Annotated in this window: 24 protein-coding genes; 10 read left to right on the top strand and 14 right to left on the bottom strand. The window is 31.9% G+C overall.

Annotated elements, in window-relative coordinates; translation table 11 throughout:
• The first annotated feature begins 116 nt into the window (after window positions 1–116).
• Window positions 117–614 (top strand): DUF4920 domain-containing protein, encoded by a 498-nt coding sequence (locus tag HNQ03_RS03995; RefSeq protein ID WP_173778369.1) that lies wholly within the window; start codon window positions 117–119, stop codon window positions 612–614.
• 319 nt (window positions 615–933) lie between these two features.
• Here HNQ03_RS03995 and HNQ03_RS03990 read toward each other — a convergent pair whose 3' ends face one another.
• The 10 genes from HNQ03_RS03990 to HNQ03_RS03945 form a co-directional block, all read right to left on the bottom strand.
• The gene (locus HNQ03_RS03990; protein WP_173778368.1) at window positions 934–2,214 is read right to left on the bottom strand and encodes an acetyl-CoA hydrolase/transferase family protein; all 1,281 of its coding nucleotides are present in this window, start codon (window positions 2,212–2,214) and stop codon (window positions 934–936) included.
• A 110-nt stretch (window positions 2,215–2,324) separates the two neighbouring features.
• Window positions 2,325–2,726 (bottom strand): hypothetical protein, encoded by a 402-nt coding sequence (locus HNQ03_RS03985; protein WP_173778367.1) that lies wholly within the window; start codon window positions 2,724–2,726, stop codon window positions 2,325–2,327.
• Between the two features lie 156 nt (window positions 2,727–2,882).
• Entirely contained in the window at window positions 2,883–3,572 is a 690-nt protein-coding gene (locus HNQ03_RS03980; protein WP_173778366.1) for a hypothetical protein, read from the bottom strand.
• A 55-nt stretch (window positions 3,573–3,627) separates the two neighbouring features.
• Window positions 3,628–4,212, bottom strand: a complete 585-nt coding sequence (locus HNQ03_RS03975) for a Crp/Fnr family transcriptional regulator (RefSeq protein ID WP_173778365.1) — start codon at window positions 4,210–4,212, stop codon at window positions 3,628–3,630.
• Between the two features lie 227 nt (window positions 4,213–4,439).
• Window positions 4,440–5,627 (bottom strand): homogentisate 1,2-dioxygenase, encoded by a 1,188-nt coding sequence (locus HNQ03_RS03970; protein WP_173778364.1) that lies wholly within the window; start codon window positions 5,625–5,627, stop codon window positions 4,440–4,442.
• Between the two features lie 192 nt (window positions 5,628–5,819).
• Complete coding sequence (locus HNQ03_RS03965; RefSeq protein ID WP_173778363.1) at window positions 5,820–6,359, bottom strand: hypothetical protein; 540 nt, start codon at window positions 6,357–6,359, stop codon at window positions 5,820–5,822.
• 12 nt (window positions 6,360–6,371) lie between these two features.
• On the bottom strand, window positions 6,372–7,172 hold the full coding sequence (locus HNQ03_RS03960) for a lysophospholipid acyltransferase family protein (protein ID WP_173778362.1): 801 nt from the start codon (window positions 7,170–7,172) through the stop codon (window positions 6,372–6,374).
• Between the two features lie 26 nt (window positions 7,173–7,198).
• Window positions 7,199–7,828: an NUDIX hydrolase gene (locus tag HNQ03_RS03955; RefSeq protein WP_173778361.1), complete on the bottom strand. Its 630-nt coding sequence runs from the start codon at window positions 7,826–7,828 to the stop codon at window positions 7,199–7,201.
• Window positions 7,829–7,992: 164 nt separating this feature from the next.
• Window positions 7,993–9,549, bottom strand: coding sequence for an Rne/Rng family ribonuclease (locus HNQ03_RS03950; protein ID WP_173778360.1), 1,557 nt, complete (start codon window positions 9,547–9,549; stop codon window positions 7,993–7,995).
• Between the two features lie 220 nt (window positions 9,550–9,769).
• Window positions 9,770–10,057 carry an HU family DNA-binding protein gene (locus HNQ03_RS03945; protein WP_173778359.1) on the bottom strand — a complete coding sequence of 96 codons (288 nt, stop codon included), beginning with the start codon at window positions 10,055–10,057 and terminating at the stop codon, window positions 9,770–9,772.
• A 46-nt stretch (window positions 10,058–10,103) separates the two neighbouring features.
• On the opposite strand from HNQ03_RS03945, the gene mutY reads away from it, so the two are divergent.
• The 5 genes from mutY to HNQ03_RS03920 all read left to right on the top strand — a co-directional run bounded on the left by mutY (window position 10,104) and on the right by HNQ03_RS03920 (window position 15,223).
• Complete coding sequence (mutY, locus tag HNQ03_RS03940) at window positions 10,104–11,132, top strand: A/G-specific adenine glycosylase (protein ID WP_173778358.1); 1,029 nt, start codon at window positions 10,104–10,106, stop codon at window positions 11,130–11,132.
• Between the two features lie 46 nt (window positions 11,133–11,178).
• Window positions 11,179–11,751 carry a gliding motility lipoprotein GldD gene (gldD, locus tag HNQ03_RS03935; RefSeq protein ID WP_173778357.1) on the top strand — a complete coding sequence of 191 codons (573 nt, stop codon included), beginning with the start codon at window positions 11,179–11,181 and terminating at the stop codon, window positions 11,749–11,751.
• 24 nt (window positions 11,752–11,775) lie between these two features.
• Complete coding sequence (locus HNQ03_RS03930; protein WP_173778356.1) at window positions 11,776–12,696, top strand: PfkB family carbohydrate kinase; 921 nt, start codon at window positions 11,776–11,778, stop codon at window positions 12,694–12,696.
• 92 nt (window positions 12,697–12,788) lie between these two features.
• Window positions 12,789–14,135, top strand: a complete 1,347-nt coding sequence (locus tag HNQ03_RS03925) for a peptidylprolyl isomerase (protein ID WP_173778355.1) — start codon at window positions 12,789–12,791, stop codon at window positions 14,133–14,135.
• A 101-nt stretch (window positions 14,136–14,236) separates the two neighbouring features.
• Complete coding sequence (locus HNQ03_RS03920; RefSeq protein ID WP_173778354.1) at window positions 14,237–15,223, top strand: NAD(P)H-dependent flavin oxidoreductase; 987 nt, start codon at window positions 14,237–14,239, stop codon at window positions 15,221–15,223.
• A 428-nt stretch (window positions 15,224–15,651) separates the two neighbouring features.
• Here HNQ03_RS03920 and HNQ03_RS03915 read toward each other — a convergent pair whose 3' ends face one another.
• The 4 genes from HNQ03_RS03915 to HNQ03_RS03900 all read right to left on the bottom strand — a co-directional run bounded on the left by HNQ03_RS03915 (window position 15,652) and on the right by HNQ03_RS03900 (window position 18,044).
• Window positions 15,652–16,440, bottom strand: a complete 789-nt coding sequence (locus tag HNQ03_RS03915; RefSeq protein ID WP_173778353.1) for a tryptophan-rich sensory protein — start codon at window positions 16,438–16,440, stop codon at window positions 15,652–15,654.
• A 49-nt stretch (window positions 16,441–16,489) separates the two neighbouring features.
• Entirely contained in the window at window positions 16,490–17,125 is a 636-nt protein-coding gene (locus tag HNQ03_RS03910) for a hypothetical protein (protein ID WP_173778352.1), read from the bottom strand.
• A gap of 108 nt (window positions 17,126–17,233) precedes the next feature.
• The gene (locus HNQ03_RS03905) at window positions 17,234–17,749 is read right to left on the bottom strand and encodes a methyltransferase family protein (RefSeq protein ID WP_173778351.1); all 516 of its coding nucleotides are present in this window, start codon (window positions 17,747–17,749) and stop codon (window positions 17,234–17,236) included.
• Window position 17,750: 1 nt separating this feature from the next.
• A complete protein-coding gene (locus HNQ03_RS03900) occupies window positions 17,751–18,044 on the bottom strand; it encodes a rhodanese-like domain-containing protein (RefSeq protein WP_173778350.1) in 294 nt (97 codons plus the stop codon).
• A 210-nt stretch (window positions 18,045–18,254) separates the two neighbouring features.
• Here HNQ03_RS03900 and queG point away from each other — a divergent pair, with 210 nt between their 5' ends.
• The 4 genes from queG to HNQ03_RS03880 all read left to right on the top strand — a co-directional run bounded on the left by queG (window position 18,255) and on the right by HNQ03_RS03880 (window position 21,542).
• Window positions 18,255–19,178 carry a tRNA epoxyqueuosine(34) reductase QueG gene (gene queG / locus HNQ03_RS03895; protein WP_382404987.1) on the top strand — a complete coding sequence of 308 codons (924 nt, stop codon included), beginning with the start codon at window positions 18,255–18,257 and terminating at the stop codon, window positions 19,176–19,178.
• Window positions 19,179–19,313: 135 nt separating this feature from the next.
• Window positions 19,314–19,889: an acyltransferase gene (locus tag HNQ03_RS03890; protein ID WP_173778348.1), complete on the top strand. Its 576-nt coding sequence runs from the start codon at window positions 19,314–19,316 to the stop codon at window positions 19,887–19,889.
• Window positions 19,889–20,917: a Gfo/Idh/MocA family protein gene (locus HNQ03_RS03885; RefSeq protein ID WP_173778347.1), complete on the top strand. Its 1,029-nt coding sequence runs from the start codon at window positions 19,889–19,891 to the stop codon at window positions 20,915–20,917. Before HNQ03_RS03890 ends, HNQ03_RS03885 begins: the two co-directional genes overlap by 1 nt.
• Window positions 20,907–21,542 (top strand): PIG-L deacetylase family protein, encoded by a 636-nt coding sequence (locus HNQ03_RS03880; RefSeq protein ID WP_173778346.1) that lies wholly within the window; start codon window positions 20,907–20,909, stop codon window positions 21,540–21,542. The genes HNQ03_RS03885 and HNQ03_RS03880 overlap by 11 nt, the downstream gene beginning before the upstream one ends.

Genomic DNA, 21,542 nt, shown 5'->3' with positions numbered 1-21,542 from the left:
TATTTTTAATAACGCCAATTTACAAAAATTTGAATGAGTGATGAAATATAAAATGCTAACTTTTAATTATGGAAATTTCATTTTAAAAAAAATACCTATTTTTACAAAAAAATAAAATGAAAAAAATAATATTTGCATTGGTACTTTCTATTAGTACATTAAGTTTTGTGAACGCACAAAAATCTGGACCGCCAGAAGGTGAAGCAAAAGTAGGAGAATTTTACGGTGGAGAAGTCTCTCCAGAAGTTCTAAAAACTGCTTTTACGGCAAAACAATTAGAGAAAAAATTGAAGAAAACCAATAAGATCGAAAACGTTGCCGTTTTGGGTACGGTTACAGAAGTTTGCGAGAAAAAAGGATGTTGGTTGACGGTAAAAACAAATAGTAAAGAAAACTTCATGGTAAAGATGAAAGATTATTCTTTCTTCGTGCCTGTTGCTTTAAGAGGTAAAAATGTTGTTTTGGAAGGAGATGCAGAAATGAAAATGACTTCCGTAGAAGATTTAAAACATTTTGCTGAAGATGCAAAGAAATCTAAAGATGAGATTGCAATGATCACTGAACCAAAAAAAGAATTATCTTTTACGGCAACTGGAATTAAAGTTATTAAATAAATAATTTTCAAGATTTAAAAATTAAATCCGTTGCAGTCTTGCAACGGATTTTTTTTATAAATTCATAGTGTAGATTCAAACTATCAACTGGGAAATATCAAAAGAGACTTTTTACAGAGGTTAAAATCGTAATTTCATTTTTAAACTAAAGTTTTTCTATCTCATATTAGATTGCGATTTTTGAATATTTTACCAAATTTAAACCTGGTAATCGAGATTAAATTGTAAAGAAACGTAACAAATTTATCAACTTTTTAATTTATCAAAATCTTTAAGAATTGTAAATTTAAGAGTAACACTGATGAAATAAAATTGCTTCTTACATTCCTAATCGGAAACGCTCAAAAGTCGCTTTTTCCAGCATTTCTCTATCATCTGGATGGGAAATTTCTATCAAAGCTTTTGCTCTTTGCAGCAAATTTTTTCCGTAGAGATAAGCCACACCAAATTCTGTAACTACGTAATGTATGTGACCGCGAGTTGTTACAACTCCTGCACCTTGTTTTAGAAATGGCACAATTCTCGGTACTCCTTTTTTTGTTCTGGATGAAATAGCGATGATGGGTTTGCCACCTTCGGAAAGTGCTGCACCACGCATGAAATCCATTTGTCCGCCAATACCACTAAATTGATATGTGCCAATAGAATCTGCACAAACTTGTCCTGTTAAATCTATTTCAATAGCAGAATTGATGGCAACCATCTTTTTATTTTTCATAATATTGATAGGGTAGTTCACATGTTGTACATCCATAAAAGCAAAACTTGGATTGTCGTCTATATAATTATACAATTTTTTAGTACCAAAGGCAAAAGAAGTAATTGTTCTGTTTAGGTGTGTTCCTTTGTATCTATTATTAATAATATCATTCGCAACTAAATCAATAATACCATCGCTGATCATTTCGGTGTGTATTCCTAAATCTTTATGATTGTTTAAACATCTCAAAACTGCATCTGGAATTGTGCCAATTCCCATTTGAAGCGTACTTCTATCATCAATTAATTCTGCGATATTTTTACCAATTGTCATCTCGCAATCGGTAACTTTTGCACCATAATCAATTGTCAATAGTTCTTCCTCATGAAATACCAATTTTGTAATGCGATCAATATGTATCATGCCATTTCCGTGCGTTCTTGGCATTTTGGGATTTACTTGTGCTATCACAATTTTTGCAGTATCAACTGCAGACCTTGCAACATCTACGGATGTTCCTAATGTGCAATATCCGTGGACATCGGGTGGAGAAACCGTAATAAGTGCAACATCTATTTTTAAAATTCCATTTTTAAAAAGAATAGGGATTTCGCTTAAAAATACGGGAACAAAATCGCCACGTTCGCTATCAACAGCATCACGAACTGGTGTAGAAACGAAGAGTGAATTGATGAAAAATGAATCTTTGTATTGCGGTTTTGCTACTTCTACATTGCCTTGTTGCGTGATGGATACAAATTCTACATCTTTCAAGCGAGAAGATTGTCTTGCCAATTCGTCTATCAAAAAATTGGGTGTGCATGCACTTCCGTGTGAAAAAATTCTATCGCCACTTTTTACTAATGAAATGGCTTCTTCTGCACTTATATAATTAATCATTTACCTTGATTTTTAAACGATCGTAAAAGTACAAAATCAGGATTTTGAAAGCCAATTTTCATTGATGATAAAAGTCAATTTCGATAAGCAGGATAAACTGTCAACTTTAATCAAAAATTTAGATTTATACCAATTACTGCATAATTTGTATTATGATTTAATTCATTTTTTGGGATTAATTTCGCTGATGGAACAATTTTTAAATACTTTTTTGTGTTGTGATTTGAAGAAATGTAAAATGGGATAGAAGTAAGTGCAGATAGCACTCCCAACGTAATCAAAGAACCACCGACAACTAAATTTGTTGGTAGAAATTCCTGATTATGTTGATTAGATGCGGATACTACAATTCCTGTCAATAACAATCCGCCTCCAGATATTGCTAAGATATTTGCTGTTTTTCTTTTCGAGTTGGATTTTTTTAAATAATTTTCTGCTTCTGAATTATTATTTTGTTGTGAGAAAATAAAGGTTGGCAATAATAATATCACAATGAATATTAAAGTTTTCATAATTTTTAATTTCTGTAAAATTAAATTCTAATATTTTTAAAAACATTGATTCAAATCAAGAAATCAATAATTTTTTGCAACGGGAATAAGTTTCTATGGTTATTTGAAGATAGGTTGATATTATTTTGCTGGAAACTGTTTTAGAATTTTAGAACTTTAAAAAGTAGCACAATCAATTTCAAGATTAAGATTTATATCAGAAATTCCTGTAGTTAAAGTTTGTGATTTTAAATGCCTTATCGGATTTCCCGAATTATAATTCTCGTAGTACCAATAGTCCAAATCAATAGTATTATTCGGTTTAGTATATAAAGTCACAGTTTTTGTGATATTATTTTCATAGAAATTTTCAGTGCCAAAAAAATAGGAATCATTAGTGCCATTCAACTTATTTCCTAATGTAACGGGAGGTAAATTGTTGTTTTTTACAGTTGTGTTTATAATTAATTTTATGGGTTGCCAAACAATAATATTAATCTTTGAGTTACCTGGTTTAATTCCATTCGATTGTTGATAAACAGATACGTATTGAAAATCATAATCATTTTCCAAACCATAAGTTTCATCGGATTCTAAATAGTACATAAAGTCAATCGAATAATTACCATTTTCATCAGTGTAAGCAATTTTTTCTTCTATAGTAGAAATTCCGCATCCCCAATTTATACAACCAGATTTTGATTTTACAAACTTTATTTTATAACCTTCTACGGGTTTACTTGTAATTTCATTTATAACATTTCCACTCAAAGTGCTTTTAATGCCCAAAGGTTCGTCCACTACTCTCGAACATGTAATATTTGTAAATAAAAATAATGACAAAAGGATAGGAAAAATTTTTTTCATAATTTTAAATTTCTGTAAAATTAAAATCAAAAATTTTAAAAAACATTGATTCAAATCAAGAAATCAATAATTTTTTGCAACGGGAATAAGTTTCTGGGGTTATTTGTAGATAGGTAGATATAACTCTATCTGAAATTCTTTGTTCTAAATCTTTATTTTCATTTAAAAATAATTCCACTTTCTCTAATGATGAGTAAGAGGTTAAAAATTCTAAGCGTTTGATCTGGAAATTTTGAAAATTCTCTAAAATAATGGTGTAAATATTTTTTGCTTTTTCAGATTGGTCTAAAAATTCTTTGAAATGTGCAAAAGTAATGCTGTAAAGTTCTGTTTTTTCTAATGCTTGTATGTTTGCAACACTTTTTATTGCTGCCGAAAAACTTAAAAGAATGGTGCAAAATTCATTTTCACTTGCAAATAATCTGGTAAATTCTATGCCATTTTGGTTGGTATGAAATGTTCTTAAAAGTCCTTTTTTTACAAAATATAATTTGTGGCAAACTTCTCCTGCTCTTAATACAAAATCGTTTTTTTCAAATACTTCTTGCTGAAAATACTTTTTGAACAGTACTTCATCTTCAGTTTTGAAGCCATGATTTATTTTCAAAAACGAAAAAATATCTTCAATATCATTATTCATAAATATGTTCTACTTATTTAAAACCAAAATTCAAAAACATTTTATAAAACTAAAAATTCGATTTTTAAAAATCAATTTAACCCCAAAATGAATCGTTTGAAAAAAGCGAAAATCTTTCTTTTAGCCCGGATAGAAGTGGCATCCTTTTGCGAAGCAAAAGATATAACGGATAGCCGGCACTGTTTTTCGAAAAAGCAAAAATCTTTCTGCTTCTAAAAATTTTAAAATTATTCTTGCAATCGATCTTTAATAGTATGATCTTCGTTTTCTAACCACGAGGTTTTGTAGGAATCGTCTTCTACTTTCATGGCCTCCTCCGTAATTTGAAACGGACGAAAAGGATCTACCATCACCGCATATTCTTCTGTGAATTTTTTGCCAATGCTGCGTTCCATCGCTCCTGGATGTGGACCGTGAACAATTCCACCAGGATGAAGCGTGAAATCCATCAAATCTATGTGATTTCTACTCATAAAATCTCCTTCTGTGTAGAATAATACCTCGTCGGAATCTATGTTGGAATGATTGTATGGTGCGGGAATTGCGTCTGGATGATAATCAAACATTCTAGCGCAGAACGAACAAATTACAAAATTGTGCCCTTCAAAAGTTTGATGAACTGGCGGTGGTTGATGAATTCTACCGGTAATTGGCTCAAAATTTTTGATATTGAATTTAAAAGGATAGAAATAGCCGTCCCAACCTACTAAATCAAAAGGATGCGTGGCGTAAACGAAATCTGTAATCTGATTTTCTTTTTTTACTTTGATGATGAATTCACCTTTTTCATCGATTGGTTTTTGAAAAACTGGCGTTTCTATATCTCGTTCGCAAAACGGAGAATGCTCTAATAATTGGCCAAATTCATTTCTGTATCGTTTTGGCGTGTAAATAGGTGAGTGGCTTTCTATGAATAAAATAACGGTTTCTTCGGTATCAAAATGGATCTGATAAATAGTTCCGCGTGGAATAATGAGATAATCTCCAAAAGAAAATTCTAAATTTCCAACGAAAGTTTTTAAAGTTCCGCTTCCATTATGGATATAAAGCATTTCATCACATTCGGCATTTTTGTAGAAATATTCTGTCGATTTTCTAGGTTTTGCAAGACCCATTTTTAGGTCGTTGTTGATCAAAAGAACTTTTCTACTTTCCAAAAAATCGTCTTCTGGCGTAACATTCATCCCTTTGAACATTCTTGGTGTTACATTTTTTGCAACGGCAATTTTTGGGGTTACATCTTTTGGTTCGCCAATTTTTATAATTTGCGTTGGACGATGAACATGATATAATAAAGAAGCGATGCCATGAAATCCTTCTGTCCCGAAAAGTTGTTCGTAGTAGAATTTTCCTTCTTCAGATTTAAATACGGTGTGTCTTTTTGGTGGAATTTTTCCAGATTTTTGATATCTCATAACTTCAAAATGCTTTTAGGTAAAATTAGTGAAAAAATAATTTAAAGTAAAAGATAATCTGACATTATAATTTTTAAACCACAAAAGGAACTATAGGAACAAAACTTAAAAAAGTAGAAGTTTAATTAATCCTGATTAAAGTTAAAATAAGGTAATGGACTTTCATTTCAAATTTGCACCTTTCAGATTTAATTATGCTCGAAACTCCATCAAGGCCTCATAAAAATCTTCTTCCATGATTTGCGTTTGCTGGCAAAGAATTTTTAGACCAAAAATGTTTTCTATTAAAGTTCTATCAGAAATTTGCAATGGAATTTGGCTAAAATCTGTTTCTAGAAAATTTTGAAAATTATCTGTGGTTGTTTCTGCTATTTGAAAAGATAATTTGCGGAAAAAGCCTGGCGTTTCAGAAATCTGATGTTCAAGATCTTCATTATAAATTAAAACTCCACCATTGATGATTTCGCCCAAATTTAATTTTGCAAATTCAGCTTCAGATTGTGGAATGATTAAGGCAATATTTGGCTTTATTAAATTAAATTCTTCGGGATTTTCTGTATGGAAAATCTGAAAATCTGTAGCAAAGACGTTTTGATTTTCATCGCTAAAAAAACTGAAAGTTACCTGATGAAAATTTAAGCAATGTTGCAAACAATCTGCGAAAATTTTGGGAGCGAAAACTGCGATTCTAGTGGAATTTTTTGCATTTGAAACTGCTTCTTGAAAATTCATGAAATTTACTTTTTAGATTTTCTTTTTCTCTTCTTTGATGATTTTTTGTTCTTCATCATAATCATACAAAACATTAAATTCTTGCGATTGCTCAATCGCATTCATTATTTTTGTCAAAATTTGTTGGGAAGATTCGGTTTCGTAGTTGATGTCTAATGGTTTTTTAAATTCCATGCTTGGCTCAACACCAGTTTTTTTTATCAATAGTCCTTTCTTATCAAAAGCTCTTCGAAATCCATTTATTTTAATAGGAATTACAATAGGTTTCTGATTTTTCACCAAAGTTGCTGTTCCTTTTCTGCCTTGTGCAAATGCTGTGGTTGTCCCTTGTGGAAAGGTAATTACCCAACCATTGTCCAAAGCTTTCAAAATATTATCTACTTCTTTTAAATCTACATTTCTTTGTACATTTTCACCCTTTGCTCGCCAAGTTCGTTTTACGGTAACTGCACCTGCAATTTTGAAAATTCTTGCGAGAATTCCCTTATTCATGGTTTCTTCTGCAGCTACATAATAGAAATCTACTTTAGGATTTAGTAAATAAATTGGATTTTTTATGGTATTTAGATAGCCATTATTTACAGCGCAACTTACATGGTACATTGCTGCAACATCTGCGAAGTAGGTCTGATGATTGGAAACAAATAAGACATTGGAATCTGGTAAATCCAAAAGATTCTCTGTACCAGTGATTTTAAGTTTATTAAAACCATTGAATCTTCTGTAAGATATCATTCCAAGAGTAAATATGATTGCTCTCTTCAAAAAATAAGGGGTGCCAAAAGCATCAACAAAAATATTTTTCTTCGCCATTTTTTATAAAAACATAGTTTGCAAATTTACATTTTTTTCAGCAACTGGCTCAATTCTGAAAGAATCATTGAGGTTGCACCCCAAATATGATAGCCTTGAAAATCTATAACAGGAACTTCTTTTCCTCTACTGCTTTCCAAAGTTTTGAATTGTGGCTGATTATCAAGGTTTAGCAGAGATGTGATAGGGAATTCTATTATTTCTACCACTTCGTTTTTTTCTAAAATAAAATCTGGATTTCTTTTGGTATAAGAAATAAAAGGATGCACATAAAAATTGCTCGGCGGTATATAAATAGGCGTTAATGCACGTATGATTTTGATGTAATATTCTGGAATTCCTATTTCTTCAGACGTTTCTCGGATGGCCGTATTTGCAAAGTTGAGGTCACTTTCATCTCTGCTTCCACCCGGAAAAGAAATTTGTCCGCTATGTTTGTCTTTTTTATTTGTTGTTCTTACTATTAATGGGAAATGCCATTCATTATTTTTTAAATAAAATACAATATTTGTAGCGGCAAATCTCGGATTTTTTTCTAAAATCTGCTCGTAAGTGAATAAGTCTCTATATGGCGGCGAATAGATGGAATGCGCTTTTTCACCGTCTAAATCTGCTTTTTTTATTTTATCTAAAAGATCTCTACCAATGATTTTCATAATGTAAAATTACAAAAATGAATGAACTTTTTTACAATTAAGCCACTAAGAAATTTTAAATTTTTTCTAGATAACTTTTACAATTTGAAAATCGATCGATTGGACTAAGGATTAGTAAAGATTTTTTCATAAAAAAAACCGCAAATATTTGCGGTTTAAATTTTTTAGTTGGAATAAGACATCAGTTCCTCTTTGTTAGAATTGTATAATCTAAATTCTAAATATTTAAACGAATCTCTTGGAATAATGGTTACCCATTTTTTGTATTTCAAGAACCATTTTATTTGTATACTGCTCAATCCTTTGGTCAGAAATGCTTCTACGAAAGGATGTACATGCAAATAGACCTTACCTTTTTCTGTAGAGATTATGGTTCTTATTGCTTCTCCCATCCTTTCTACCACCACGATTGGTGCAAGAATTTCTCCGCCAGTATTTGGGTTGTCTTCTTGTGTTTTTATTTGTTTTTCACCGCGTATTCTTTGTCTTGTAATTTGCACTAGCCCAAATTTACTTGGCGGCAAAATTTTATGACGAGATTTATCTCGGCTCATTTCTTCTTTCATGTGATCAAACAATTCTTGGCGGTGTTTTGCATCACCCATATCTATAAAATCTACCACAATAATACCTCCCATATCTCGCAAACGTAATTGGCGTGCAATTTCTGTTGCAGCAGCTTTATTTACGGTCAAAGCATGGGTTCTGTTTGTAGAATTTGAAGAGATGTTTGGTCCAGAATTTACGTCTATCACGTGCAAAGCTTCCGTATGTTCAATCACGAGATAGGCTCCTTTGGATCCCGCAATATTTACATGTTTTCCAAAACTTTGTTTCAGTTGTTTTTCAACATTATAATACTCCATCAGCGGAATATGATTATCAAAATACTGAACTATGTTTTTTCTTTCGGGCGCTATTACTTCTAGATAATTCTGCATATCTGCTACCATTTGCGCATCATCACAAATAATGCTTACAAAATCTGCATTAAAATTATCTCTTATGATAGAAGATGCTTTATCATCTTCGCTTAAAACTTTCCCTGTGCCTTTTAGATTTTTTATATTATTAAAGAGTGCATCCCACTTTTTAATAAGCTCATTCATATCATTATGAAGTTCTGCTACTTTTTTTCCTTCGGCTACAGTTCTAATGATAACGCCAAAACCTTCTGGTTTTATGCTTTCTATCAATGTTTTTAGGCGGGTTTTTTCAGGATAATCTATAATTTTTTTACTGGCAGAGACTTTATTATCAAAAGGAATTAAGACCAAAAATCTTCCTGTTAAAGAAATTTGAGTAGAAACTCTTGGTCCTTTAGTAGATATTGGTTCTTTGGTAATTTGTAATAAAACGAGATCATCTTTAGATAATACTTTATCTATCAGTCCGTTTTTGTTGAGTTCTGTTTGAATTTCAAAATTCTTTAAGCTAGAAGATTCATGCTTTTTAGAATTTACTTCCGTCAAAAATTTTTTGTAGGTGAGATATTCTGGTCCTAGATCTTGATAATGAAGAAATGCATCTTTATCGTAACCAATATTCACGAAAGCTGCATTCAAGTTTGGGGCAAGTTTGCGTACTTTTCCTACAAATAAATCTCCAACTACAAAATCTGTTTTATCTTCTTCTTCATGAAGTTCAAAGAGGCGACCATCTTCCAATAGTGCAATTTTGGTAAGCTCATCTTCATGCGAAACGATTAATTCTTTCTTCATAGCTTGTAGTTTTTATAAAAGAAAATATAGTTGATGTGTATTATTAAAAATAAAAACACCAACTATATTTATATATTTAAAGGAAGAGAAGATTATTTCTTCTTATGTCTGTTAGCTCTTCTTCTTTTTTTTCTTTTGTGTGTAGCTACCTTATGTCTTTTTCTTTTCTTTCCGCTTGGCATATTTTTAAATTTTAATTCTAGTTAATGTTATTCTTATATTATACTGTTATTTTAGTTTTCACTTTTTCTACAAAAGATTTTGCAGGTTTGAATGCAGGAATGTTGTGTGCTGGAATCTCTATTGCAATGTTTTTAGAAATATTTCTTCCTGTTTTAGCTGCTCTGGTCTTCACGATGAAAGATCCAAAACCTCTTAAGTAAACATTATCTCCTTGATATAATGAACTTCTAATCTCATGCATAAATGCTTCTACAACCTTTTGAGTCTCACCTTTTTCTGTTCCCAATTTATCCGAGATGGTATTTACCAATTCTGCCTTTGTCATTCCTAATTTTATTTTTATTTTTGGTGTGCAAATATAAAACTATTTTTTGAAAAATCACAAACAAAACCCGCACTTTATTCTGATAGGAAATCAAATACTCAAATGGTATGGCCAAAATGCCAGAGAGTTACCCTTTCGAAATACCAAAAACCCCTATAATATTTGGATCTGCGAAATAATATTTCAGCAAACCAGAATTGCACAAGGCATGCAACATTATGAAAATTTTGTAGCGCGTTTTCCAGATGTGAAAACCCTTGCAAACGCTCATTCAGACGAGGTTTTGCTCTATTGGAAAGGTCTTGGATATTATTCTAGAGCTTTGAATATTCACAAAGCTTCGCATCAAATAATGAACGATTTTGGAGGTGTATTTCCAGAAAAGTATGAAGATATTCTATATCTAAAAGGTATTGGGAAATATACAGCCGCCGCAGTTTCAAGTATTTGTTTTGGAAAGCAAATTCCTGCTATTGATGGTAATTTTTATAGAGTTTTAAGCAGAATTTATGCTGATGATTTCGATATTTCTAGTTCACAAGCTTATAAATATTACGAAAATCTTGCTCTAGAAATGATTCCGAGCAATGCTGCGGGAGATTTTAATCAGGCAATGATGGATCTTGGATCGGAGGTTTGCAAACCAAGAAATCCTTTATGTTCAGAGTGTCCAGTTCAAGAAAATTGTATTGCTTTTCAAACGGGTAAAATATCGGAATTTCCTGTAAAAACTAAAAAAGTGAAAGTCGAAAGTCTAGAATTGCAATATTATTTCGTTGGTTTCCAAGAAGAATTTTTGATTAAACAGAGAGGAGATGATTTTATTTGGAAGAAATTATTCGAATTTCCTACCGATATTCCGGACGACTTTAGAGAATTTAGTATTAATGAAAAAATAGTTAAACATAAACTAACCCACAAAAATTTAGTAATTAATATAAATAGAGTGGTGCTCAGTTCTAAATCTCAGTTGGATAAATTTGCTTTTGATAATGGATTTAGCATTATTAATAAAGATAATTCTCAGCAAAAATCTTTTCCAAAACCGCTAGAAAATTATATTGATGGTTTGTAAATGATACAAATCGTATATTTTCATTAAAAATAAGTATTTTTGCACGATGTTAAAAAACGCATTCTACATTTTTTTGGTTCTATTTCTAGTTTCTTGTGGTAAAGATCCTTTGCCAAAACCAACTGGTGAACTTCGTTTAGAGTATCCGAAAGCTGCTTATCAGCAATGGAATTCAGACTGTAACTACAGTTTTGAGTACTCAAAATTTGCAAATCTCGTTGCTGCTGGAAACAAACCGTGTTGGTTTTATCTTACTTACCCTAAAATGAAAGCCAAGGTGATTTTGACCTATTTCCCTATCAACAATGATTTTCGGGCGCAAGTGACGGAGGCAGAAAAAATGGTGTACAAACATACTATCAGAGCGAGTTCTATAGATGCAAAATTCTTCGAATATCCAGAGAAAAAAGTTTATGGAATGTTTTATGAATTAAAAGGCCAAACTGCTTCTAATATTCAGTTTTTTGTAACGGATAGTACAAGACATTTTGTGACGGGAAATCTCAATTATAATTCTAGACCAATGCCAGATTCTTTGGCGCCATCTATAGATTATGTGAAAAAGGATTTGATGCATATGATAGATACTTTCCAGTGGAAGAATGGAAAAAATAAATAAAAAGTTAAAAGTAAATAGATAAATATGAAATTATTAGTAGTAGGAAGTGTAGCATTTGATGCGATAGAAACTCCATTCGGGAAAACAGATAAAATTTTAGGTGGTGCGGCTACATATATTGGTTTGGCAGCATCTATTATGGATGTGCAATCTGGAATTGTTTCCGTGGTTGGTGGCGATTTTCCACAAGAATATTTGGATATGATGACTTCTAGAAAAATCAATATTGATGGTATAGAAATCGTGAAAGATGGTAAGACTTTCTTCTGGAGTGGAAAATATCATAATGATTTGAATTCTAGAGATACATTGATTACAGAAATAAATGTGCTTGGCGATTTTGATCCTCAAATCCCTACTTCTATGGAAGATGCGGAAGTTTTGATGCTTGGGAATCTTCATCCTGGTGTACAACTTTCTGTACTAGATAAAATGAAAAATAAACCAAAATTGGTTATTTTAGATACGATGAATTTTTGGATGGATTCTGCATTGGATATCTTAAAAGAAATGATCGCAAAAACAGACGTAATTACCATTAATGATGAAGAAGCAAGACAACTTTCTGGCGAATATTCTCTAGTGAAAGCAGCAAAAGCGATCCACAAAATGGGACCAGCTTATGTTATTATCAAAAAAGGTGAGCACGGAGCATTGCTTTTCCACGACGATAGAATTTTTGCTATACCAGCAATGCCCTTGGAAGATGTTTTTGATCCTACTGGAGCAGGAGATACTTTTGCCGGAGGTTTCGCATCTTATTTAGTAAAGCAAGGAAAATTTGATTTTGAAACCATGAAGTCTGCATTAATCGTAGGTTCTGCATTGGCTTCTTTCACCGTAGAAAAATTCGGTATAGAAAGATTGAGCGAAGTTTCTGAAGCAGATTTGAAAAAAAGAATTGAAGAATTCAAAACTTTAACTACTTTTCAAGTAGAAGTTTAAACTTTTTTTAAGAAATATTTAATAAAAATTGTGAAGTAAGATTCATTTAGAATCATAAATTTGCATATTATACAAAATCGGTAAAAATCATTATGAAAAGAATATATATCCATTCATTTCTTATTTTAATTTTCTCATTCAGTTCTATCTTTTCTTTTGCACAAATTTCAAAAGGACAAATGATAGACGGTATCGCTGTTGTGGTGGGAAACGAGATCATTCTAGATTCTGATATTTCAGAACAAATGGCATACGCAAAAGAGCAAGGAGGAGAAGTTGGCAATAAGTGCGAATTTTTAGAAGGTATCTTAAGTAATAAATTGCTTATTTATGAAGCAAAAAAAGATACGTTGATAGAAAATAGAACAGCTGCCATCAAAGAAAATTCTGCCCAAAAATACAATCAATTGCTTAGTAATTTTCCGGATGAAAAAACTATGCTAAAGCAATACAGTTTTCGTACAAAATATGAAATGCAAAATGTAATAGAAAAGGCAGATATTGATCAATACTATTCTCAACAAAAATTTCAAAGAATTACGGACAAAGCAGATGTAACTCCAAATATGGTTACAGATTTTTACAAAGAAAACGAATTGAAGTTTCCGGAAGTTAAAGATGAACTTACTCTTGCACAGATCGTACAATATCCAGTGCTTACAGATGCTCACAAAAAGGAAATTATCGATAGATTGTTGAAAATAAAAGCAGATATTATCGCAGGCGAAAGTTTTGAAAGTCAAGCAAGAATTTATAGTGAAGATCCTGGTTCTGCTGCGAAAGGTGGTGCCATGAAAAATATAACAAAAGGGCAAATGGTAAAACCTTTTGAAGCTTCTGCTTTAAATTTGCAAGAAGGAGAAATATCTGATCCCGTAGAATCTGAATTCGGATATCACTTGATAAAATTAGATAGAAAAGCTGGTAAAATTTACGATGCAAGTCATATATTAATAATGGCGGTACCTACAGAAGCAGAAATTTCTACGGCAAAAGCAAAACTAGATAGCATAAAAGGTTTGATAGAAACTGGTAAATTTACTTTTAAAGATGCAGCTTTCAAATTTTCTGATGATAAAGCAACGAAATTCAACGCAGGAATCATCCAAGCGCAAGATGGATCTAGTAGAATAGAAAAAGAAACATTGGAAGCAAATGCTGCCTATCAAATTGCAGGTGTAAACAAAGGCGATATTACAGAAGCATTTGAAGATGAGTTGAATAGAAGAAAAGCCGTGAAAATAATTAAAGTCGAAGGTGAATTTCCAAGACACACGCTTTCTCTAGAATCTGACTATGACAAAGTAAAGCAAATGGCTTTGAACAAAAAGAAAAATGAAATGCTGGATAAATTCGTAAAAGAAAAATTGCCAGAAATTTTTATTTCAATTGACAATCGCTATGATAATTGCAACTTGAAATCTAAATTTGCAAAATAAATTTTGTAATATTGAACTAAATTGTAATCCTCTGAAAACTTTCGGAGGATTTTTTTATATAATAATTTTGAATTTTCAAAACTTTAAAATAATTTTACCAAATGAGCAACTTTATAGATTTTGGCGTAGCAAAAAGATTTCATAACGAAACTAAAAACAGAATTACCCAACTTTTTCAGATTAAATATCCCATCATTCAAGGTGGTATGATTTGGCATTCTGGTTGGAAATTGGCTTCCGCAGTATCAAACTCTGGTGGTTTAGGATTAATTGGTGCCGGAAGTATGTACCCAGATATTTTGCGAGAAAATATACAAAAATGCAAAGCTGCAACAGACAAACCATTCGGCGTAAATATCCCGATGTTGTATCCAAATTTAGAAGAAATTATTCAAATTATTTTGGAAGAAAAAATTAAGATTGTTTTTACTTCTGCTGGAAATCCAAAAACCTATACCGAGCTATTGCAGAAAGAAGGCATCAAAGTTGCGCACGTAGTTTCTTCTACAAAATTTGCAGTAAAATGTGAAGATGCAGGAGTAGATGCAATAGTTGCCGAAGGTTTTGAAGCGGGCGGACATAACGGTAGAGACGAAACCACCACGTTTTGCCTTATTCCAAATGTAAAAAATTACATTTCCAAACCATTGATTGCAGCTGGCGGAATTGCGCTTGGTTCTCAAATGAAAGCTGCCATGATTTTAGGTGCAGATGGAGTGCAAATAGGCTCCAGATTTGCCGCAACCACGGAAGCGAGCTCCCACGAAAATTGGAAAAAAAATATTACAGATCTAAAAGAAGGCGATACACAATTAACATTAAAAGAACTCGCACCTGTGAGAATGGTGAAAAATAAATTTTTCGGCGAGCTAGAAGAAATTTATAAAACCACGAAAGATGCCACAGTTCTTGCTGCAAAATTGGGAAGAGCTAGAGCAAAATTGGGTATGTTTGAAGGAGATTTAGAAGAAGGCGAGCTAGAAATAGGGCAAGTTTCTGCCTTGATCAATGAAATTCTTTCCGTAGAAAAAGTTTTTGAAAATTTGCTGAAAGAATACGAAGCTGCAGAAATCACGAGAAGTTTTTAATACGAAGTGTCATTGCGATCCCGATAATTATCATGAGTAGCAATCTTTTTGGGCAGCATAATCCGCCTTCCGTTCCCAAAACGAGGAACGAGTTTCGATGATTCAAATAAAAATAATAAAAGATTTGAATCAATCTTTTTTTTGCAAAAAAAGGATTTCCACTCAAGTCGGGCTGCAAAGTTTCGCTTTGAAATAAAGATTTTGATTACATTTCAGATCATGACGTTTATATTACAAACAAAATGAAGAAATCTCAACCAGCAATGTTGGACGTAAATTGCGCAAAAAGTTTAGATATACTCAACTTGACAAAATTTATGCAATAAATTCAATATTTTCATTGTGAGGAACGCTTTTTCAAACTTTTGTACTACTTATGCCAACGAAATCTTTTGTCACTTTTGTCACTTTGTGGTAAAAAGAATTTATCACTTCTTCATCATTAAATAAAAAGGATTGGTTTTCATATTTTTAAAACCATGATAAGAAACTAGCACAAAAAGATTCGCTGCACAAAAAACTGCGACATAAGAAATTAAATTTTCTACACCCCAATTTCTTACCGCAATCGCAATCAATGCCCAAATTCCTACCAAAGCAAATTCTCGCATCGCTCTGTTAAAAATGACGAAAGCATTCAGAATTGTGGCAACAAAGATCATAATAAAGGTCCAAGTTTCTGCGGTCAAACCAAATCTTCCCCAGTTTATTTCAATCAAAAAAGTAGCAACATTTGCGATAGATGCTACAGAAATCCAACCTAAATAAAGAACAAAAGGCCACCAAAGAAAAGCGATTATTTTTGCAGGAGCATCCCAGATTTCCATTCTGTTGTTTAGGATTATTTTTATTAAAGAAAATAAAATCACAGCCATGGCAATGCAAGAAGGTCCCGTCAAACTATACGACCAAAGAATTACCCATACAGAATTTCCGACGCAAGAAATTACAAACCAAATCCCCACTTTCTCTACAAAATCGTCTTGTCTTTCTTTATTAAAAAGACTTCTCCCTTGAAAAATTACAAAGATAAAAAGCATCAAGTAAATGAGTCCCCAAATAGAAAAAGCATAACCAGCTGGCGTAAAAAGCGAAGCAATTCCGTTTGATCTTTCACCAATAGTTACGCCGTTTATTTTCCCAGAATTAGAAAGATAATTGATGATAATGGTAGAAACGAAAGCAATTCCGTTGGCTATTTGTAGGGGTTTTTTCATTGTTTAAAATTTTAAAAATATAAATTTAGAAGGGAAATAAATACTAGATTTAGTTCTTTAGATTTATACTTAAATCCATAATTAGGCTTGCAACTTTCTGTAAATCTTCAGAATTAAACTCTTCATAATTATTAATTTTCATACGCAAATCACTCAACTCATAATTTAAATATCCCCAATTTGTACTTATAGTTGGATTTTCTGGTTCTTGGTGCACAATACTCCATTTTTCAATAGGTATTTTATTGTAAGTTCCACGATCAAAAATTGGTATTTCTTTTTCGGCAAATTTTTTGAATGCTGAATCAATAACGTTTTTAAAAACACTTTCTAAATCATCTATTGAATAGGATTTTCTTTTTGAATCAATGTACATTTTTAATTTCTCACGATAAGGATTGCTTCCCAAAAAGTAACTTTTAATAAAATCTACAACTTCAACTTCATTTTTAAAAGTTAAATTAAAATCACCCGGTCCTGGTCCAGGTGTGAAATCCCATTTTTTTAGAAGATAGTTTTCTCCATCTCTTTTCAAATCCAATCGTGGATATTCCATCCAATTTTTTTCGTAATTACCATCTATTTTATCTAATTCCTTTTGCCAAATATATATACATGAAGATTCAGCAGATATTTCAAGACCTATATTTTCAAGAATTTTAATGTTTTTTTTATTTAAAATCATGATATATTTTTTTCAATATTGTGATTTTTCGAGTGAATATTTACTTGAATAAAATATTGAAAATTTAATAAACAAACGGCACCAACTTCCTAGTCCTGCTTTTATATTTCAAATATGCTCTCCAAAAAAACCTTCCAAAGCCTTTTCTTCTACAGAAATTCTGTATAAAAAAGATCCACCTACAAAAAGCAAAATGCAAACTAATGAAAGCCAATTATTTAAAGCCAAACTTAATCCTATAAAAGAGATCAATGAAGCAGAATAAGAAGGATGCCGTACAAAACTGTAGAATCCATCTGTTTTTAATTCATGTTTCTCACTAATATTCACATCAACCGTGAAAAATGCGCCCAAAGTATAGATTATAATTGCCCTCAATACTATTCCGAAAACAATTAATAATAAACCAACATTGATCACCATCGCATCTTTCCAAATCAGGGTAGAAGTATTTGCCGAAATTACTATTGCCGTAAATATTCCAGCAAATATTGCAATCCAAATGTAGAGTAAAGAGTTTTTATCTTTCTTTTCGGTGCCAGAATTTTTAGATTGCATCAATCTATTCAAAGCAATCTCACTAATAAACCAAATACCGCAAATCCAAATAAATAGGGAAGGCATTTTAGGAATTTATTTCATCCAAAGTGGCTTGTAAATCTGCATAAGCTCCGCCATTATAAACCTCTGTCAAACCTTCAGCTTTGAAATATTCCATCGCTTTTCCACTTCTGTTTCCGCTTCTGCAAAAGAAAATTTTTGGTCCTGCAAGGTTCACGATTTCTTGTTTTCTATCCTCAATTTCTCCCAAAGGAATATGAGCTGCTTCTGGAATGCTGCCATCGATTTCTAATTCCATTTCTTCGCGAACGTCTATCAAATGGTATTTTTTCTCTTTTAAGATGTCTACTAAATTCATAATATTTATTTTTCTACTACAAAAGTAACAAAAGATAATGGAAAAAATCAGATTAGCAAAAGGTAAAATAAGCATGCATTTCAAGTATTGCTTTTTTTACCTTTTAAAAAACTTAATCTATTGTCACTTTTGTTACTTTTGTGGTTTATTAGCTTGTCTTCTATCTAAAAATCTATTAATTAAATTTATTTTTGTCTTGAAATGTCTCGTTTGAAATTAGAAAAAAATGCGCTACTCATCAAGCAGAAAGCCAAAAAATTTGGCTTTCAATCTTGTGGTATTTCTAAAGCAGATTTTTTGGAAGAAGATGCATTGCCATTAGAAAATTGGCTCAAAAATAATTACCACGGCGAAATGCAATACATGGAAAATTATTTTGATAAAAGATTGGATCCAAGATTATTGGTTGAAGGTGCAAAATCTGTGATTTCTCTTGCCTATAATTATTTTCCAGAACAAGAAATTTCAAGTTTAGATAATTATAAAATCTCGAAATATGCTTATGGAAAAGATTATCATGAAGTGATCAAAGATATTTTGAAAGATATGGTTCGGGAACTTCAAGAGGAAATTGGTGATTTTAGTTTCAGAATCTTTGTAGATTCTGCACCAGTCTTAGAAAGAAGTTGGGCAAGAAAATCTGGAATTGGTTGGGTTGGCAAAAACGCGAATCTAATCACCAAACAAAGCGGTTCTTTCTATTTTTTAGCAGAAATTATTTGCGATTTTGAACTTGAAACAGACTTTGCAACAAGCGATCATTGCGGAACTTGCACCAAATGCATAGATGCTTGTCCGACGGATGCGATCGTAAATGATAAAATAATTGATGGCAGCAAATGCATTTCTTATGCGACTATAGAATTAAAAAATGAAATTCCCGAAAGCTTCAAGAATAAAATGGAAGATTGGATGTTCGGCTGTGATATTTGCCAAGATGTTTGTCCATGGAATCGCTTTTCTAAGCCGCACAATCAGCCAAAATTCAATCCAAATTTATCTTTACAAAATTTTAAAAAAAATGATTGGCAGGAATTATCTCAAGATTTATTTTCAGAAATTTTTCAAAAATCGCCGATAAAAAGAGCGAAATTTTCTGGTTTGAAAAGAAATATAGAATTTTTAGAATCGTAAATAAGAGAAATTTTGAGGTTTAGTTTTCCTTTTAATCAACATCAATAATTTTAAAATTTAAGATGATAATCATTTTATTTTAAAAGTCCATAAGTCATAAATTTTCGTAAATTTGCACTTTCAAAAATGCAAAATATGGATAAATTTTTCGCACATGAAACTGCCATCGTAGATTCGCCTTGTGAAATAGGAGAGGGTACAAAAATTTGGCATTTCTCACACCTCATGCAAAATTGCAAATTGGGTAAAAATTGTAATATTGGGCAAAACGTGGTTATTTCTCCAAATGTAATTTTAGGAAATAATGTAAAAGTTCAGAATAATGTATCCATATATGAAGGAGTTACTTGTGAAGATGATGTTTTCTTAGGACCATCAATGGTTTTTACGAATGTGATAAATCCCAGAAGTGCAGTCAATAGAAAAAATGAATATTTAGAGACCATTGTAAAAAAAGGCGCAACAATTGGTGCAAACGCAACTATTGTTTGTGGACATGATATTGGCGAATATGCCTTCATTGGAGCAGGAGCAGTAATCACGAAAGAGGTTTTGGATTTTGCTTTGGTAGTGGGAAATCCTGCAAAACAAATTGGTTGGATGAGCGAATTTGGACAGCGATTAAATTTTGATGCAGAAGGATATGCAACTTGTGAAGAAAGTAAAGAAAAATACAAATTAGAAAATAATAAAGTTACAAAACTTATTTAATGGAGAAAAAAATAAAATTTGCTGTAGTTGGTTGTGGTCATATCGGGAAAAGACACGCCGAAATGATCGCTAGAAACGAAGAGTGCGAACTGGTAGCTTTGGTAGATGTGAAAGATGCATCTACTTTAAACATCGATCATTTTGCGGTGCCAGTTTTTAATACTTTGGAAGAATTATTGCAATCAGATTTGGAAATTGATGTGATTAATGTAGCTTCTCCCAATGGTTTTCATGCAGACCAAGGAATGCAAATTTTGGAATCTGGTAGACATTTGGTAATAGAAAAACCAATGTCTCTTACCAAAACGGACTCCGAAAAATTAATTTTTAAAGGATTGCAAAAGCACAAACAAGTTTTTTGTGTGATGCAAAATAGATATTCGCCACCAAGTGTTTGGTTAAAGGATCTTTTGGACAAAGGAACTTTGGGCAAAATTTTCATGGTGCAAATTAATTGCTATTGGAATAGAGACAACCGCTACTACAAGCCAGAATCTTGGCATGGAAAATCAGATTTAGATGGAGGAACATTGTTTACGCAGTTCTCTCATTTTTTAGATTTGATGTATTGGTATTTTGGCGATGTAAAAAATATACAAGCAAAATTTGCAGATTTCAATCATGCGGAACTTACAGATTTTGAAGATTCAGGTTTCGTAAGTTTTGATTTTGTGAATGGCGGAATGGGAAGTTTAAACTATTCTACCTCCGTTTGGGACAAAAATTTAGAAAGCAGCATCACCGTAATTGCAGAAAATGGTTCGGTAAAAGTTGGTGGACAATATATGAATGAGGTAGAGTATTGCCACATCAAAGACTACGAAATGCCAGAATTAGCAGAAACAAATCCTGGAAACGATTATGGAGCTTACAAAGGTTCCGCAGCCAATCATCATTACATCATAGAAAATGTGGTAGATGTAATAAAAGGACGAGATTCCATCACCACAAACGCTTTAGAAGGTTTGAAAGTTGTGGATATTATTGAGAGGATTTATGAATTGAAAATAAAACAAAATGACTTATAAAAAAGTTTTAGTACTTGCACCACATACAGATGATGGCGAATTGGGAGCAGGAGGTTTCATTTCAAAATTGATTGAAGAAGGAGCAGAAGTATTTTACATGGCATTTTCTACTGCAGAAGAATCTGTACCAGAAGGATTTCCGAAAGATATTTTGAAAACGGAAGTTGTAGCTGCTACAAAAGTATTAGGAGTAAAAGAAGAAAATGTGCTTATTTTCAATTATCAAGTAAGAAAATTGAATTATGTAAGACAAGAAATATTAGAAGAATTAATCCGTTTTAAAAGATTAAATAATGATATAGATTTGGTTTTAATTCCAAGTTTAAAAGACATTCATCAAGATCATTCTACCATTGCAATGGAAGGAGTTCGTGCTTTCAAAACGAAATCTATCTTAAGTTATGAATTGATTTGGAACAATCTCTCTTTTGATACTCAAGCTTATATTTCTTTGGAAGAAAAACACATCAACAAAAAAATTGATGCTTTAAAAGAGTATAAATCGCAAGGTTTCAGAGATTATTTAAGTGCAGAATTTATCAAATCATTAGCAATTGCAAGAGGAGTTCAATTTGGAGTAAAATACGCAGAAACTTTTGAAGTTGTGCGATATGCAATAAAATAA

The organism is Frigoriflavimonas asaccharolytica, from assembly GCF_013294015.1.
GTDB classification, from domain to species: Bacteria; Bacteroidota; Bacteroidia; order Flavobacteriales; family Weeksellaceae; genus Frigoriflavimonas; species Frigoriflavimonas asaccharolytica.
This window is presented reverse-complemented; position numbering and strand designations above follow the sequence as displayed.

Coding starts and splice junctions, on each gene's coding strand:
- HNQ03_RS03995 (WP_173778369.1), top strand. CDS start 117: ATGAAAAAAATAATATTTGCATTGGTACTTTCTATTAGTACATTAAGT.
- HNQ03_RS03990 (WP_173778368.1), bottom strand. CDS start 2,214: ATGATTAATTATATAAGTGCAGAAGAAGCCATTTCATTAGTAAAAAGT.
- HNQ03_RS03985 (WP_173778367.1), bottom strand. CDS start 2,726: ATGAAAACTTTAATATTCATTGTGATATTATTATTGCCAACCTTTATT.
- HNQ03_RS03980 (WP_173778366.1), bottom strand. CDS start 3,572: ATGAAAAAAATTTTTCCTATCCTTTTGTCATTATTTTTATTTACAAAT.
- HNQ03_RS03975 (WP_173778365.1), bottom strand. CDS start 4,212: ATGAATAATGATATTGAAGATATTTTTTCGTTTTTGAAAATAAATCAT.
- HNQ03_RS03970 (WP_173778364.1), bottom strand. CDS start 5,627: ATGAGATATCAAAAATCTGGAAAAATTCCACCAAAAAGACACACCGTA.
- HNQ03_RS03965 (WP_173778363.1), bottom strand. CDS start 6,359: ATGAATTTTCAAGAAGCAGTTTCAAATGCAAAAAATTCCACTAGAATC.
- HNQ03_RS03960 (WP_173778362.1), bottom strand. CDS start 7,172: ATGGCGAAGAAAAATATTTTTGTTGATGCTTTTGGCACCCCTTATTTT.
- HNQ03_RS03955 (WP_173778361.1), bottom strand. CDS start 7,828: ATGAAAATCATTGGTAGAGATCTTTTAGATAAAATAAAAAAAGCAGAT.
- HNQ03_RS03950 (WP_173778360.1), bottom strand. CDS start 9,549: ATGAAGAAAGAATTAATCGTTTCGCATGAAGATGAGCTTACCAAAATT.
- HNQ03_RS03945 (WP_173778359.1), bottom strand. CDS start 10,057: ATGACAAAGGCAGAATTGGTAAATACCATCTCGGATAAATTGGGAACA.
- gldD (WP_173778357.1), top strand. CDS start 11,179: ATGTTAAAAAACGCATTCTACATTTTTTTGGTTCTATTTCTAGTTTCT.
- HNQ03_RS03930 (WP_173778356.1), top strand. CDS start 11,776: ATGAAATTATTAGTAGTAGGAAGTGTAGCATTTGATGCGATAGAAACT.
- HNQ03_RS03925 (WP_173778355.1), top strand. CDS start 12,789: ATGAAAAGAATATATATCCATTCATTTCTTATTTTAATTTTCTCATTC.
- HNQ03_RS03920 (WP_173778354.1), top strand. CDS start 14,237: ATGAGCAACTTTATAGATTTTGGCGTAGCAAAAAGATTTCATAACGAA.
- HNQ03_RS03915 (WP_173778353.1), bottom strand. CDS start 16,440: ATGAAAAAACCCCTACAAATAGCCAACGGAATTGCTTTCGTTTCTACC.
- HNQ03_RS03910 (WP_173778352.1), bottom strand. CDS start 17,125: ATGATTTTAAATAAAAAAAACATTAAAATTCTTGAAAATATAGGTCTT.
- HNQ03_RS03905 (WP_173778351.1), bottom strand. CDS start 17,749: ATGCCTTCCCTATTTATTTGGATTTGCGGTATTTGGTTTATTAGTGAG.
- HNQ03_RS03900 (WP_173778350.1), bottom strand. CDS start 18,044: ATGAATTTAGTAGACATCTTAAAAGAGAAAAAATACCATTTGATAGAC.
- HNQ03_RS03890 (WP_173778348.1), top strand. CDS start 19,314: ATGGATAAATTTTTCGCACATGAAACTGCCATCGTAGATTCGCCTTGT.
- HNQ03_RS03885 (WP_173778347.1), top strand. CDS start 19,889: ATGGAGAAAAAAATAAAATTTGCTGTAGTTGGTTGTGGTCATATCGGG.
- HNQ03_RS03880 (WP_173778346.1), top strand. CDS start 20,907: ATGACTTATAAAAAAGTTTTAGTACTTGCACCACATACAGATGATGGC.